Source organism: Absicoccus porci, assembly GCF_003725415.1.
Lineage (GTDB): Bacteria > Bacillota_I > Bacilli_A > Erysipelotrichales > Erysipelotrichaceae > Absicoccus > Absicoccus porci.
Genome location: NZ_RJQC01000002.1, coordinates 613,890 through 629,091 on the forward strand (window position 1 = coordinate 613,890; position 15,202 = coordinate 629,091).

Here is a 15,202-nt window from a genome sequence, read left to right on the forward strand (position 1 = left end):
AAAAGTAAAGATTCTTTAAACGCAAAAATGAAATTGGAAAGCTATTAATTATGTCCGAAAGTATTAAATTAATTTACAAGATACTCAAGATACTTGAACAATCCATGGATTATCCTGAATTCGATGTCGATAGATTGAGCCCTGAAGCACTCGGTATTTCTGCAAGTCGTCGTGATGCTCTGTTAGAAATGCTATTGAAAAAAGGATATATAGATGGCATCGAAGTTAAAAAATATATTGGCGACAAATACAATACTGTGATTGGTATTGAAAACATCAAGATAACAATTGACGGTCTTGAATATCTGGAAGACAACAGCCTGATGAAAAAAGCGGCAAACCTTGCAAAAGGAATTGCAGAAATCGTTAGTTAGCACATCTGAAACGGTGTGCTTTTTTAGTGAGATAAAACTTATGTGCAGACATATTTATACTGAATCGATTGAGAAATCTTATTACGATCAAAATTTGCAATGCAGAGCAGAAAAGAGAGTACGTACGTGTATTCTTTGCGGAAAGACAGAAAAGGAGACGATATACGTGAAAGATCCGCCGAAGCGAAAGCTACCTAAATTCATTCACGAAGATCTAAGTGACGCTTAGGTCTTTTTATTATGCCCTGAGCATGGCATATAAAAGGCTTACCTACTCAACGGCAAGAGATATAAAACGGCCAAACTACTCGATGACAAGAGATATAAATTGTCGGCCCTACTACTGGAGTGAACCAGATATAAAAAACGCGGAGGTAACATATGGGACACTTAGATTTTTTAAAACCTGTATTGGGTGATGAACTGTACGAACAAGTTGAAGCGAAACTAAAAGATAACAAGGATGTCAACCTTGCCAATTTGGCTAGTGGTGAGTATGTGTCAAAAGCAAAATATGACGACGATATCAAAGCAAGAGACGCAAAGATCTCAGAATTGACGGACTCCGTCAAAAAGTTTGATGGCGTTGATATCGATAGCTTAAAAAATCAAGTGACCGAATGGCAGAAAAAATATGATAAAGACATCAGTGAAACAAAATTAAACTCTGCGATCCAATTGGCAGTGGCCAAGGCCAATCCAATTGATTCAAAGGCATTGATGCCTTATATCGATAAAAGCATTATCAAGTTTGACCAAGAAGGCAATCTGGTCGGACTGAATGAACAAATTGAGAAAGCTAAGAAAGACCAATCCTTCTTGTTTGCCGAGAATAATGGCGGGGGTACTAAACCAAAGCAAGTGAACCTTGGCGGACAGCATACCAATTCTACGGAAAGCGAGGAGGCAGAATTAAGAGGAGCGTTTGGTCTTAAAGCAAAATAGAAAGGACATAAACTATGACAGTAACAAACTATGCACAAACCTTTGAAAGTGTTTTGCAAGAAAAGTATGCGGTAGAAAGCAAATCGGAAGGCTTGTCAACCAACCCGGCACAAGTCCGCTTTTCCGGAGCGCAGATCGTGCAAGTACCAGAAATCAAATTAGGCGGATATGGAGATCATGACCGTTCAACAGCTGGATTTAACACATCTGCATTATCTAACGCCTATGTACCATACAAATTGGCGTTTGATCGCGATGTAGAATTTTTCATCGACCCTATGGACATCGATGAAACTAACCAAGCGTTGTCTATTGCAAATATCCAGAACGCATTTGAGGAAGACGTGGCCATTCCGGAACGTGACAAATATCGTTTCTCGAAGTTGTATAAAGAAGCAAAGGCTAAAGGCGTCACTATTGATACTACGGCCTTAACAGTAGCCAATGTATTAGGTAAATTTGACGATTTGATGGAAGCCATGGACGAGGCCGAAGTTAAAGAAGAAGGTCGTTTGCTTTATGTAACACCTAAAGTTTACAAATTATTGAAGACCGCCGAAGGCATCCAACGCACTATCGAGATTACAGGTCGCAATACCAAAGAAGCAAATCGTACGATCCATTCTTTAGATGACGTAGAGATCATCAAGGTGCCTTCAAGCCGAATGAAATCAGCATACCAAGACACCGGATCTGGTGTAGACCGCGCTTATACGGCCACATCCGATGCCGTACAGATCAATATGATTCTGGTTGAGCCGTCTTGTGTTTTGGCGATTGACAAGTATGCCTATATCCGTACTTTCTCTCCTGGCAGTGACAGCCGTACGGCAGACGGATATATCTATCAAAACCGCAAGTACGGCGACTTGTTCTTGATCGAGGCTAAGAAAGCCGGCGTGGCAATCGTAGCAGACGCGGCCGCCTAGTCAGGAGGTGAACGATGATGACCTATGATGATTACACCGACAATGGCGGCGTATTGCTTGAGGAAGACTACTCCGAGCTGTATCCCAAAGTCGTTGACCTGATAAAGTGCATCATCGCGGATAAGGTCCCTTTTTGGAAACAAAAAGACAATCTTGACGACTATGGTTTGGACCTGAATAAAATCATCACATTAGAAATTGACTTCGTCTCTAACAATGGCGGAGTCGATTCTTTTAATGGAAAATCAGACCTTGTATTCACATCTGCATCAACGAGTGGCTTCTCTTATGAGGTAGATAACAGCCGATTGATGGACTATCACGGCGTACCAATGGACCCGATGGTCATGAGCTTGATAGATAGTCAATTGCTTCGCAGTGGGTTAGGAGGTATGTGTGTATGGTAAGATCACCACGTTTTTTAAGACCTCATACAATCATCGTCCGTAATCATGTCGGAGAGAATGAAGACGGCGAAGAGCAGTTAATTGATACCACTGTTGGACGCGTCAAGTTTGATGGTACCTACGGTATCACGCAATCTAGTCGTGGTATCACAAGCTCCGATACTGTAGTAGTAGTCATTGATATGCACGACTACCAATCGGACAAGACGTATAGTAAGAAGCTTACCGATCCAAGTACACAATTCACATTTGCTACAAATGATCTGATCGTGTATGAAGGCGATACCTATATGATCAATCAGATTAAAGAGATCAGCCCACGAGGGACAGACCCCGATTTTATTGAGGTGTATGCATCATGAAGATGAACATAAGCGTAAAGTTAAATACAGGCGCTATTATGGCCAAAGAGAGAAACGCGAAGAATCGTGCAATTATAGACCTAAAGCAAGCCATTGCGCAAAGTACGAATAAATATGTTCCTATTGGTACATCCAGAACGCTACGAAACTCTGTCATGAAGGATATTGGAAGCACGAATCCTAAATTGACGTGGGATACACCGTATGCGCACTTCCAATGGTACGGCAAGGTCATGATCGGATCTAAAAGTCATAGCCCATGGGCGCATCACGGAGAAACAAAGATCTATACGAGTAGAGACCTTACTTACTCGCAAGGCGGTAAAGACTGGATCAATAAAGCGATGGATGCTTTTAAAAGCAAGTGGATAAACGTGGCAAAACGATCATTTAAGGAGCATTTTCAATGAGATTAGATCAGAATCAAGTAATCGATGGCTTTTTAGCGTTTATTGAAAAATTTGGAAAGTCGGTTGGGATACCTGTTTATCTGGAGTACTTTCCGGACTCCAAGAACACGGCCATGTGCGTCAAACGTAACGCCGACACCGTTGTGCGAGAAGCTTACATTGGCGGCGGATATAAGGCAGATGTGACCTTTTCTATATTGGTCCAACTGTCACGCCGAGACAAAAAGAATCTGCTTGATGTGTCGCGTTTGCTTTATGCGCTAGAAGCCTATATGCAGAATGAGGAAGCCAATGATTTTCCAACATTGAAATTTGATGAAAAGACCAAGCCGATTGGCTTGGATATGACATCCGTTCCGGCCGAATATGAGGGAGACGGCGTTAAACTGACCACATTTATGGCCGGATATACATTAAGTTATGAAAAGAAAGGAAGATTCGAATGACTGTTCCAGTAAGAGAATTGAAAACAGAAGACAATCTACACTATGTAAAATTTGAAGGCCAGGATGCCTATGTCTTGGCCAATAAAGGTATCACTGACTGGACCGCCGCCATGAACCCGAATACAGATGACGGTGTGCAATATATTGGCGAAAGCAATCAAGAAAGTCAGATCTTAGGCTATGCGCCAAGTGTTGACTATAGCGCTACGGCCTACCCATCTGACCCATTCGCGCAATGGTTGTATACGCTCGGAAAAACTGAGCAAATTGGCCAGACTTTTGACGAGGTTGAGGTCGAAACATGGAACGAGGTAGAAAGTGCATCCGGTACATACCATGCCTATCATCGAACTTACGAAGTACAGCCCGACAATCCTGGATCCGGTGAAGGTGGTGGCAAGTTGACCATGGAAGGTACCTTTGCCCAAAAAGGAAAAGTGGAAGAGGGAACTTTTAACATTTCGACAAAAACATTTACAAAAGCCGGATAGAAATGAGGTATACGCATGAAAATTGAATTGAATGACAGTATTCGAGAAGTAGATATTGGTGGCCAAATATTTAATTGCGATGTGAACGACCTTGAATCGATCACGGCGCTCGAAGAGTATGAAGCAAAAAGAGAAGCCGGTGACTTTGATGATACCGATTTGATGCTTTCAGAAAGCAAAAAGGTACTTGATATCGTTTTTGGTCAAGGTACATATCAAAAGCTGTTTGGTGATACACGCTCTCTAGCACCTCTAAAAGTAATTGTACAGGTGCTTGACTACTATCGCGATGAAATGTTCAAAGAACAACGCGAAAAGCAAGAAAAGGACGAAAAAGAGGCATCTGAGTATATTCGCAACCAAACAGAATTGATCAAGCAGATGAATATGCAGATGAACTACTTTAACAAAGCTTATGGCGGAATGGTTAGCAAAAAGCGAGCTTCCAACAAGCATCGTAACCGATAACGGTAACGAATACACAGTTGATACCGATTTTCGTGCGTGGATCCGATTTCAGGAAATCATCGAAGATAAAAATATCCTGGACAACTTCAAGGCGCTCTTTTGCGCCAGAGTGGTTGGTTTGGATATCAATGTCTTTGAATACGAGCCGACAGACGCAGTACTTAATGCTATGTTGGCTTTTTTTCTGTGCTTTAGAGAGCCTAAGGCACCTCAAAAGCAGACCAGTGATATAGCGTACCGGTATAAAGAAGATTGGGGATTGATATGCGCCGCCTTTCGGCAACAATACGGGATCAATCTACTAACTGCCGACATGCATTGGTTCTACTACAAATCCTTATTTGACGCTTTAACATCAGATACGATGTTCGTCAAGATCCAACAGTATCGGACAGCGGATATCGCAAAACTGCCTAAATACGAGCGCAAGGAAGCATTAAGGCTTAAGAATTACTGGAAAATAAACGACACAAAAGTGGTATCTCAGAAAACACCACAAGAAATAGAAAAAGAATTGTTGCAAAAAATTAAAACTGGAAAGTAGGTGATGCATATGGCTGATGGAAAGATCTCGATTGAGATCGAAATCGAAGACTCAAAATTCAAATCCAAGCTAAAGTCACTGGAATCAAGCTCCAACTCTTTTGGAAAACAGCTGTCGTCCTCTATGACAAGCTCGAGTGCATCGGCTAAAAAGTCATTGGAATCACTGGGACAGTCGTCTTCAAACACGGCAAAAAAGTTGGATGAAACAAAGCAATCGGCACAAGGCGCCGGCGAACAAATGGGCAAGACCGGGCAACAAACCGATGATATGGGCAAACATATGCAAGACGCCGACGGTCATACGACCCGGCTAGGCCAAGGCTTCACGGTCTTAAAAGGCATCGCCGCCAATCTTGCCGCGCAAGGAATTGCCATGGTTGCCGATAAAGTTAAGGATATGGGCGTGCAGATGATCGAGGCGGCGGCCGATGTAAAGGCCATGAATTCGCAATACGCGCAGACCTTCGGAAAGACAGGCACTTCGGTGCGTAAAGAAGCTGACGGTATCATCAGTAATATCAGCAAGAATACGGGTATTTTAGATACCCGTCTGCAAGGGTCCGCCACAAGAATATATGGCTTTGCTAAAGCCTCGGGCGGTACCTCAAAAGAGTCATTAGACTTGATGAGTGACGCTCTGCAAGTAGCGGCAGATAACGCCGCTTACTATGATACAAGCCTGGAGGACTCTACAGAAACCTTACAGTCCTTTATGAAGGGTAATTTTGAGAATGATGCGGCCTTGGGTGTGTCATGTACCGAAACGACACGAAATGCCGAAGCGATGAAACTGTTCGGCCAAAAATATCAGGATCTGTCCGAGATCCAGAAGCAAAGAGTATTGCTTCAGATGGTCAAAGATGCTCAAGAAGCATCCGGTGCCGTAGGCCAAGCGGCTCGCGAATCTGATGGCTGGGAAAATGTCATGGGCAACCTAAAAGAGTCATGGAAGCAATTTCTTGCTGTTGTTGGTACCCCGGTGCTTAATGCCCTGGTACCTCTTATCCAAAGCCTTACTGGAAAGATGTCGGGGCTCAAAGACAAAGTCAAACAGTTGATGAGTGATTGGAAGACACACAATGGCGTTGCCGGAAAAGTACGATCAATCATGGAAAACCTATCAGGGCCGATCAAGGCCGTCGGTGTAGCACTGCTTGGTGTGGCGACTGCCTTACTGGCACTGAAGGCCTACACTGTCATCGTATCTATGGTCACTGCGATCAAAGGATTTTTGACAGCCGTATCAATGATCAAGTCATTAAGCGGCGCTTTTGCGCTTCTTAAGTTCGGTATTGCCGCGCTAGGTGGTCCGGTAACGGTCGTCATTGCCATAATTGGTGCGCTAGTTGCAGCTTTCTTATACTTCTATAAGACTAACGATGGCTTCAGAGAAAAAGTAAATGCCGTATGGGAGGCCTTTAAAGAGACCGTACAAAATGTATTTACAACGGTTAGTACAGTGATCACTAATATCATTACCTTCATCACAAATTTGGTAACCACTATCGTGACAACTGGACAAACGATCTATACGACGATCAGTACTTTTATCACGTCGGTAATTACCTGGTTTACCAATCTGCCATCCAATATACAAACGGCTTTTGACACGATCGTAAATGCCGTGATCACATGGGGATCTAACCTTGTCACCAATGGCGTAACTGCGGTATCAAACTTTGTATCCAATGTAGTTAGTACAATAAGCGGTCTTCCTGGCCAGGTGGCATCTTTTTTGTCGTCGATCATTAGTAATGTGGCTAGTTGGGCAGGCAGCATGGCATCACAGGCCGTATCTGCCGGAACAAGGTTCTTAAATGGCGTGGTTACTTATATGAGCCAATTACCTAGTAGGGTAGCAAGCTTTATCTCACAGACTTTGGCGTCACTGAGCTCATGGGTAGCCCAAATGGGTTCGGCAGGTGCAAGAGCGGCAAGCACTCTAGCATCAAACGTGCGTAATGGTTTGGCCGGTCTACCTGGTCAGATGGCATCCGTTGGAAGCCAGATCGTACATGGCATCATCAGCGGTATCAACGGCGCCGCCGGAGGCCTTTTCAACGCGTTGAAAAATCTAGCATCCAACGCTTTGAATGCCGCCAAGAACGCGCTAAAGATCGAGTCACCGTCAAGAGTATTTGCGCGTGAGGTAGGTCAATGGATTCCGAAAGGCATCACGATGGGTGTTGATATGGCAATGCCGTCAACACTGCGGACCTTTGGCAGACAGATTGACCAATTTCGTGTGAAGTTTGGCCAGGCCTTGGATGGATCAAGCGAGGCTTTGATGTTGCAGACCGGACTGGATATCGCGCAAAGAACAGGTCTATCTGACCAAAAGGCAACGATTACGAATAACAACTTCAGTCAGACGATCAACTCGGCAAAAGTACTACAGCCGAGCGAAATGGCACAGGAAGCAAGAGATATGCAAAGGAGGATGGCCTGGGTATGATACGGATCATATATACATGCGGTTCAAGAAGTGTGGAGTTCTCAACAGATACAGAGATGTATATAACCGATATTGACGGGCTCTCTTACAACGACATCACGATCAATGAAACGGAGCTTGCTACACAGGCCGGATCATCACGGGATAATCTGCGGACAAAGCCGAAAAATATCACCTTTGAAGGCCGTATCCGATATACACCACTCAAACGGTCAACGATCCTTGCCGCCATACTGCCATGCAAGATGGCAAGGATCCGATATATCGATGACTTGGCTGGAATTGACAGATATATCGAAGGCACGCCAAGTCGGACCCCAAGCTTTTCGAACAATCCGACCTGGCAGAGCTTCCAGTTTACTTTCCACGTATTCTTTCCGTACTGGAGGGACATCAATGATACAGTTGTTTCTTTTGTTTCGGTCGATTCTGCGTTCATGCTGCCGCGAAGCTTTTCGAGCACAGTTCATTGGTATATATCAAGACGAAACAGCAAGCCATTACAAACTATATTCAACAACGGGTCAACGGATGCCGGATTCATCGTACGATGGACGGCTCAATCCGATGCGACAGGGCCGAGGATCACGAAGGTCGACTCACAAGAAACGATCAGCTTTACGAGTCTTTCAATGCGCGCCGGGGATATCGTAGAAGTATCAACGTATGATGATAACAAATACGCGCATCTGATCAGAGATGGCGTGACAAGCAATATCTTCAATGCCTTTGATGATGATGCTAGCTTCTGGAAGTTGGCGGTCGGCTATAACTCGGTCCGTGGCGGCGCGATATCCGGAGAAAGTGGCGTGTATTGCGATCTGATCTTCAACAATACATATGTGGGTATTTGATATATGGAATTTTATATTTTAGATTCTGACGGTACCAAGGTGGATATCTTACAGAACGTAAGCTCTATCCAGTGGCATACCGCTTACTACACGACCGGTACCTTTGAGATCCATTGCAAGGCGACGGAATCGAACCTTGCATATCTGAGGGATGGCTACCGGATATGGAACACGGATACCAATGAGATTGGTTTCGTGCGGTATACATACCCGTCAATTGATATGGAAGGGCATGACGAACTGGAGATACACGGATACCTTGATAATCTGGATCTGCGTATCAATCCAACCATGTCATCCGTCAAGAATGTGGAGACTGATTTATACGCACTCGTCGAAAAAAACAAAAGAGATCTGGATATCACTTGCGCTGCGGTCAAAGGCCTTACGGCTACGGTCGATCATGATACGACATGGGAGTCACTGCGTGACAGCTTCCAGGCAATATGCCAGGAGGTTGGCTACGGTTATCGGATGCTCAAGAATGGCAATACATTGAATCAGATAGAACTGTACGAAAGAGGGCTTAACGAGAACGTGAAGTTTTCTGACAAGATCGGCAACATACAGGCGCAATCTTTCCTACGAGATACCTCAGATTACTATAACTATGCTTACGTGGCGGGTGCTGGAAAATCCGATGAAAGATATGTGATCGAGATCGATCTGCGCAAAAATGGGGAGCCTAGAAGAGAGCTCTATGTTGATGCCAAGAACGTGCAGAGAACCTATACCGATGCGAACGGGAAACAGCAGACGTATACAGACGATCAGTATCATCAGGTCGTATATAACTACGGCTATAGCAAGCTGATGGAACATCGCGCAAAAAGTGAGTTTGAATGTACCGTAAACAGTAACGACTCTCTGTACACGTACAGAAAAGATTATTTCGTCGGCGATATCGTGCCGACGGAATCCGTCAAATACGGCATCAATACCAAAATGCGCATCACAGGCGCAAACTTAGTTATAGAAGACAGTACCAAAGTCAACTTGGTGCTCGAAGAAATAGAATAGGAGGGATCATATGTCACAAACGGCATTTCCACTTGACGATACCCCGTATCTGGCACAAGACCTAAGACTATGGCATATAGGTAGAACGACCGGGATTATCAATGCGACTGGCACAGACTTTACGGTCACACCAATTGACGGCATCAACGTCAACGTTTCGCCAGGATTCGCCTATATTAGAGACGCTGTAGGCTCTTATGGCGGATTGGTCTACGGCTCGACCGAAAACGTTGAACTGACTGGACAAATCGCAGACACAAATGACAGATATGACTATGTTGCGGTCCGATACACAAAAGCATCAAACAAGGTCGAATTAAAATATGTGGTCGGAACTACGACCAAACCGAGTCCAGTACGGACTGAGCAGATATGGGAGATCATCGTAGCTATCGTACACGTACGTGCGTCGTCAGAAAGCATCTTGACAACAGATATCACGGATACACGTATGGACAGCAAGTACTGTGGCCTATGCGTGGATACGCTTACTAAGATACCAACAGACTCATACGCCAGCCAGTTGGCCGAATTTATGCAGACCAATCAGAGCGAATTCAATACCTGGTTTGAGTCCATCAAGGGCACGCTTGATGGTGACACGGCCGCAAAACTGGCCAATCAGATCACGACACTACAGGATAAGGTAACAGCACTCGAGCCTTACAAAGCTCAGGTGGACACGCTCAATGCTTGGAAACAAGCGGTACTGGCCGGAGAAACCACATTAATGATTTTCGAGGAGGAATCTTAATGATAATCGCAAAAATGAATAACATGATCCACAATCTTGTGGAGCAGAAAGATATAAAAGAAACCGTACTGTTTGAGTCAAAAACTAGTGTCGGTTATGAACATAATGTGACCCTGAGCGAGGACCCATCCACTTTCGCCTATCTGATTATTCTAGTAACTAGTGGAAGTTCCAATAGCAGTAGAATGTGCTATGCAAAAAAGCATGGTGACGTATGGTATACTAACTCGTCGCCTACTGATTATCGGAATATATATATAGCAATCGGAAGTCAATCAGGCACAAGCATGAAAATCAATACTGCAGAGTGGGTATCGAAAAGTTTAAATTATGGATGCGCAATTGATAGCATCATTGGTGTAAATCGGGGGGGGTCATTAACTCTTAGTGACCTTGTAGAAATCGTCAAAAAGGCGGTGGTATCATGCTAAATGCAAAGGCAGAATCTACCGCTTATAAAGTAATTACACAAGATGATATTGACGTACAGACGGCTACAGTAACAAACAATGGTATAACTATAAAATTATGGAAAAGTGGACATGTTGTTAATGCAAATATAAGGCAGTCAGGCACAGTATCAAAAAGTGGATACAATAGTGGTTTAGCAACGATACCTGAAGGTTTTAGGCCAATTGAGCAACAATTAATCTATTATACAGGCATAGCAGGCTCATCAGCAAACGGTAACGGAAAATGGTATATTGACACTGATGGAAGTGTCGGAGATTTTTCGAACACGACCGGAAGCATTGAGCGTAATGCATCGGCAACATGGATTACAAATTAATTATTTACGATGGCTAGCAATAGCCCTTTTTATGAGGAGATTAATATGGATAAATTAAAAAATAAAAAGTGGTGGGACGCATCACTTACACGAGCTATCAAAACGGTATGTCAAACGGCGGTCGGCACCATCGGAGCTAGTACCATGATCGAGTCAGTAGACTGGAAGGTAGTGCTATCCGCAAGCCTTTTGGCCGGATTGGTATCACTGCTTACAAGCCTTGGTGGCTTACCTGAGGTAGACGGATGATTAATCAAAACGACGGTATGACGTTTGAATTTTTGTTTTCTTCGGCGGCCTTTATAGGATTGATTGTTAATATTATTTTTACGATAAAAAACAACTCAAAAAAAGATGCAGAAGATGTATCTAAAGCCAATGAAGGAGTTGTAAAAGCTAACATCAAACTTGATGCACTATGTCGTGATTCAAGTGAAACAAGACTGGATCTCAAAAGCATGAAATCAGATATCGAAAAAATGACAAAAAAGCAAATCGAGCATGACTTCCGTCTGGAAAAAATTGAAGAAGATCTGGACAGTGCGTGTGGGCGAATCGCCCGATTAGAGGAGAAAGAAGGGCAATAATATGGCAGAAAAAGACGAATTTGAAAAATTAAGCAACGAAGCAAAAGAAGAACTTTCAAACAATAAAGAAGAAGAAAAGAAAGAAGGTAAGTAGTATATGCACAGTAGCTTAACGAACAAGATTATTCTATCTCCAAACAACAGTGGACAAAGAACAAGCAAAGTAACAAAGGTCACTATTCATCACATGGCAGGGAACCTTTCGATTGAACAATGTGGTGCTATCTTTCAGAATACGGCAAGACAAGCATCAAGCAACTATGGTATTGGTTCAGATGGTCGTGTAGGTTGTTACGTTGATGAAAATTGCCGAGCATGGACAAGCTCAAGCAACTGGAACGATCAACAAGCAATTACTATTGAAGTGGCAGATAACAATCTATCCACATGGAGCATTTCAGACAAGGCATATAGCAAACTAATTGAATTGTGCGCCGATATTTGCAGACGCTATGGAATTACACCATCGTATGATGGAACACCAAATGCAAGCTTTACGGAACATAGAATGTTCGCACCTACTTCATGCCCAGGCGAATGGATTCATGCCCGTATGCCACAAATTGTAAAAGATGTAAAAGCCATGATGGCCGGATCTAAGCCAACTACCAACCAAGTACAAGGCAACTTGCCTGATCAGATCTTGACTGTAGGAAGTAAGGTCCGCTCTATCGGTATGTTGGTAGAAAAGGTCGATGTGGCCAATCAGATGATCTACAACTCCGTCGCCGGCGGTTGGATCCCGTCAAAAGATGTTGATGAAGTGGACGCTCGTGATGGCAAGAAAGATCAGATCCTTAATGTTGGATCGGGCTTCGCTTTTCCACATGAAATGACGGTTGGAAAAGTAGACGTACCAAGCGATTCCGTATACATCAATGAGCTCGGTTACTGGTTAAAAGCTAGATGCCTGAATGAGACCAAGGAAGGCCAGTAGATGGCACTCCACTACCGGAAGAAGCCTATCGTAATTGAGGCAATGCAGCTCAATATGTGCAATCGTGACAAGATTATCGACTTCGCGAAAGGGTATATCACACTCAAGTGGGATGACGGCTACCTAGTTGGTGCATATGTGCAGACCTTGGAAGGGTGCATGTACGCTTCCTATGGAGATTACATTATCAAGGGCGTGGATGGCGAATACTATCCTTGCAAGCCCGGTGTTTTTGAGAAGACTTACGAGCTCGCAGAGGAGCTTTTTTAGGCACATAGGTAGGCAAAAATAGGTAATAATAGGCAAAAGTAGGTGATTGTATATGATTGTGTGATATGATGTGAAATCCACTGGCAAATTAGTGGCAAATTAGTGGCAAATACTTTTCTGTCGATTTATGCTTATTGTTTTTGCGTCTGTTTCTAAAAACGGCGATTGTTGAATAAACAACTATTTTCTATCGAGTAAAAAAGGGATGGCTTTAGCGGTCATCCCGATTTTTTTGATATTTGATTTTTTATAAAGGTATAGATAAAATAAGACTATATAATATCCGATAAGAGGATATTATAATACTTCCGAGGAGAACAAGAATATGATAGTAATGAATATAGTTTTAGATAATATAAGGTCTTTTGAAGACTTTAATGTAAATTTTTCTTATCCTAGAAAGGTTGCTGGATCAACGATAGATAGTGAATATTTAGATGGTTTTCCCAACTTTAGATATAAAAAATTGAATATAATAATGGGAGCAAACGCGACTGGAAAAACAGCTTTGGGAAAGACTTTAATGGATGTTTTTAATTTCATATATAGAACCGATGTATCTAGAATTATTGATTCAATTAACAATACAAGCAAAAAGGCTTATATAGAAATGGATTTTATACCACAAAAGCAATATTTATATAGAATTTCTCTAAAAATAGATCCAATAGATAATGATGACAAAAAATTCGATGTAAAAGTAGCATTGAAAAAAGCAAAAATAACAAAGAAAGACAATTATGAAAGATGCGCAAAAAGATTAACGATTAAAGATAATGAATACTCAACTGATTTGGCAAATGCGCTTAAGCCGATTGAGAGTTTTGGATGGTATTTTATCTATCCATATGACGTTGAGTATTCCATTCATCTACCTGACCCTGGTTTGCATTCTATTGATTTTAGTGATATTCTTGAGAATATTTTTAAGGTATTAGATCCATCTATAGAATCTGTTGAAAAAAATGAAATTAAAAATGATAAAAATAATGCTGCTTATTCGATAAAATTCAAAAACAGTTCAAAGGTACCTTTAATTCATGACGGTGAGATTACTAAAGGAGATTTTTTATCTAGCGGAACTAAATCCGGGATTAAAATTGCAACTTTACTATCTGCTATATTTGATCATCGTAATGGTTTCTTTTATTGTGATGAACTATTTTCATATATTCAAACTGATATTGAAAAAGCAGTTCTTTCGGTTATGATTTCCCAATTGAACGGAATCGAACAACTGTTTTTCACTTCCCATAATACGGATTTATTAGATATGGATTTGCCAAAACATTCATTTCTATTTTTGAGAAAAAGAATGATTAACAATAAGTCTCAAATTGAAGCTTTTGACGCATCTTTATATTTAAAAAAAGGAACAGAATCGCTACGAAATGCAGTAGAGAACGATATTTTTAATACTATTCCAAATCTAGATCAAATTTATAAATTAGAAAAATTGTGTGAGGAATCGAATGAGTAAGTTTTATCACTATTATGTTGAAGGAAAATGCGAAGAAACTTTAGTTAAAACTCTTAAAATGAATAATGAATATATTTATTCTGGAGCTATAGATGTGATAAACGCTACTCAGGAATGCATTTCAAACACTAGAATTCGTGCTTTGAAAAATAAAACTATTGTAGTATTAATTTATGATACGGATCGTGAAGCAACAAATCGATTGAGAGAAAATATTGCAAGATTAAACAAAGCAAAAAATGTTTATAAAGTAATTTGTATCCCACAGGTAGAAAATTTTGAAGATGAATTGCTACGTTGTACTGATATAGATGAAATAAGAAATTTCACTAACAGTAAATCAAAGTCAAATTTTAAAAGCGATTTTATTAATCAAAAAGAGCAATCATTGCTTGCAAAACTTAAAAAATCAAATTTTAATATTGATATTCTATGGTCAAAAATACCAAAAAATAATTATTCTGAATTTGGTAATGATGCAAGTAAAATTAAAAGAAGAATGCCCGGCAAGCACTCTTGATGAAGTTTTAGAGATCGTTGAATCTCTATTCTGAACTCATTATAAAAAAAGGCTGGCTATTTGCCAATGTCATTAAGTTAAGAAATGACGGCTTTGAGGGGAACACAAAAAATGTGCTCCTCTTTTTTTATGGAAAATTTGAATTTTTTGTTGACAT

22 protein-coding genes are annotated in these 15,202 nt (G+C 41.6%); all 22 read left to right on the forward strand.

All coding sequences use genetic code 11. The annotated features are described in order from the left end of the window. Positions 1-50: 50 nt before the first annotated feature. The gene (locus tag EDX97_RS07855; protein WP_128520602.1) at positions 51-374 is read left to right on the forward strand and encodes a YjcQ family protein; all 324 of its coding nucleotides are present in this window, start codon (positions 51-53) and stop codon (positions 372-374) included. 381 nt (positions 375-755) lie between these two features. After that, positions 756-1,319, forward strand: coding sequence for a phage scaffolding protein (locus EDX97_RS07865; RefSeq protein WP_128520604.1), 564 nt, complete (start codon positions 756-758; stop codon positions 1,317-1,319). 14 nt (positions 1,320-1,333) lie between these two features. Beyond that, positions 1,334-2,248 carry a capsid protein gene (locus tag EDX97_RS07870; RefSeq protein ID WP_128520605.1) on the forward strand — a complete coding sequence of 305 codons (915 nt, stop codon included), beginning with the start codon at positions 1,334-1,336 and terminating at the stop codon, positions 2,246-2,248. Positions 2,249-2,262: 14 nt separating this feature from the next. Continuing rightward, on the forward strand, positions 2,263-2,655 hold the full coding sequence (locus EDX97_RS07875; protein ID WP_128520606.1) for a hypothetical protein: 393 nt from the start codon (positions 2,263-2,265) through the stop codon (positions 2,653-2,655). Next, a complete protein-coding gene (locus EDX97_RS07880) occupies positions 2,649-3,017 on the forward strand; it encodes a hypothetical protein (protein WP_128520607.1) in 369 nt (122 codons plus the stop codon). Before EDX97_RS07875 ends, EDX97_RS07880 begins: the two co-directional genes overlap by 7 nt. Then, positions 3,014-3,427 carry a minor capsid protein gene (locus EDX97_RS07885; RefSeq protein WP_128520608.1) on the forward strand — a complete coding sequence of 138 codons (414 nt, stop codon included), beginning with the start codon at positions 3,014-3,016 and terminating at the stop codon, positions 3,425-3,427. Before EDX97_RS07880 ends, EDX97_RS07885 begins: the two co-directional genes overlap by 4 nt. Next, positions 3,424-3,873 carry an ABC transporter permease gene (locus EDX97_RS07890; protein ID WP_128520609.1) on the forward strand — a complete coding sequence of 150 codons (450 nt, stop codon included), beginning with the start codon at positions 3,424-3,426 and terminating at the stop codon, positions 3,871-3,873. Before EDX97_RS07885 ends, EDX97_RS07890 begins: the two co-directional genes overlap by 4 nt. Beyond that, entirely contained in the window at positions 3,870-4,364 is a 495-nt protein-coding gene (locus EDX97_RS07895; RefSeq protein WP_128520610.1) for a hypothetical protein, read from the forward strand. The genes EDX97_RS07890 and EDX97_RS07895 overlap by 4 nt, the downstream gene beginning before the upstream one ends. A gap of 15 nt (positions 4,365-4,379) precedes the next feature. After that, the gene (locus tag EDX97_RS07900; protein WP_128520611.1) at positions 4,380-4,832 is read left to right on the forward strand and encodes a hypothetical protein; all 453 of its coding nucleotides are present in this window, start codon (positions 4,380-4,382) and stop codon (positions 4,830-4,832) included. After that, positions 4,780-5,376, forward strand: a complete 597-nt coding sequence (locus EDX97_RS07905) for a Gp15 family bacteriophage protein (RefSeq protein WP_128520612.1) — start codon at positions 4,780-4,782, stop codon at positions 5,374-5,376. Before EDX97_RS07900 ends, EDX97_RS07905 begins: the two co-directional genes overlap by 53 nt. Before the next feature lie 9 nt (positions 5,377-5,385). After that, positions 5,386-7,833, forward strand: coding sequence for a phage tail protein (locus EDX97_RS07910; protein WP_128520613.1), 2,448 nt, complete (start codon positions 5,386-5,388; stop codon positions 7,831-7,833). After that, the gene (locus EDX97_RS07915; RefSeq protein WP_128520614.1) at positions 7,830-8,687 is read left to right on the forward strand and encodes a phage tail family protein; all 858 of its coding nucleotides are present in this window, start codon (positions 7,830-7,832) and stop codon (positions 8,685-8,687) included. Before EDX97_RS07910 ends, EDX97_RS07915 begins: the two co-directional genes overlap by 4 nt. 3 nt (positions 8,688-8,690) lie before the next feature. Beyond that, positions 8,691-9,707 (forward strand): siphovirus ReqiPepy6 Gp37-like family protein, encoded by a 1,017-nt coding sequence (locus tag EDX97_RS07920; protein WP_128520615.1) that lies wholly within the window; start codon positions 8,691-8,693, stop codon positions 9,705-9,707. 10 nt (positions 9,708-9,717) lie between these two features. Beyond that, on the forward strand, positions 9,718-10,461 hold the full coding sequence (locus EDX97_RS07925; RefSeq protein ID WP_128520616.1) for a hypothetical protein: 744 nt from the start codon (positions 9,718-9,720) through the stop codon (positions 10,459-10,461). Continuing rightward, positions 10,461-10,892, forward strand: a complete 432-nt coding sequence (locus tag EDX97_RS07930) for a hypothetical protein (RefSeq protein ID WP_128520617.1) — start codon at positions 10,461-10,463, stop codon at positions 10,890-10,892. The genes EDX97_RS07925 and EDX97_RS07930 overlap by 1 nt, the downstream gene beginning before the upstream one ends. Next, positions 10,886-11,251, forward strand: a complete 366-nt coding sequence (locus EDX97_RS07935; RefSeq protein ID WP_128520618.1) for a hypothetical protein — start codon at positions 10,886-10,888, stop codon at positions 11,249-11,251. Before EDX97_RS07930 ends, EDX97_RS07935 begins: the two co-directional genes overlap by 7 nt. Before the next feature lie 45 nt (positions 11,252-11,296). Further along, complete coding sequence (locus EDX97_RS07940) at positions 11,297-11,500, forward strand: holin (RefSeq protein ID WP_128520619.1); 204 nt, start codon at positions 11,297-11,299, stop codon at positions 11,498-11,500. Then, positions 11,497-11,838 (forward strand): hypothetical protein, encoded by a 342-nt coding sequence (locus EDX97_RS07945; RefSeq protein WP_128520620.1) that lies wholly within the window; start codon positions 11,497-11,499, stop codon positions 11,836-11,838. Before EDX97_RS07940 ends, EDX97_RS07945 begins: the two co-directional genes overlap by 4 nt. A 97-nt stretch (positions 11,839-11,935) precedes the next feature. After that, positions 11,936-12,775: a peptidoglycan recognition protein family protein gene (locus tag EDX97_RS07950; protein WP_128520621.1), complete on the forward strand. Its 840-nt coding sequence runs from the start codon at positions 11,936-11,938 to the stop codon at positions 12,773-12,775. Then, entirely contained in the window at positions 12,776-13,045 is a 270-nt protein-coding gene (locus tag EDX97_RS07955; RefSeq protein WP_128520622.1) for a hypothetical protein, read from the forward strand. A 325-nt stretch (positions 13,046-13,370) separates the two neighbouring features. Further along, positions 13,371-14,525, forward strand: a complete 1,155-nt coding sequence (locus EDX97_RS07960) for an AAA family ATPase (RefSeq protein ID WP_128520623.1) — start codon at positions 13,371-13,373, stop codon at positions 14,523-14,525. Further along, positions 14,518-15,045 carry a hypothetical protein gene (locus EDX97_RS07965; protein WP_128520624.1) on the forward strand — a complete coding sequence of 176 codons (528 nt, stop codon included), beginning with the start codon at positions 14,518-14,520 and terminating at the stop codon, positions 15,043-15,045. The genes EDX97_RS07960 and EDX97_RS07965 overlap by 8 nt, the downstream gene beginning before the upstream one ends. Positions 15,046-15,202 lie beyond the last annotated feature (157 nt).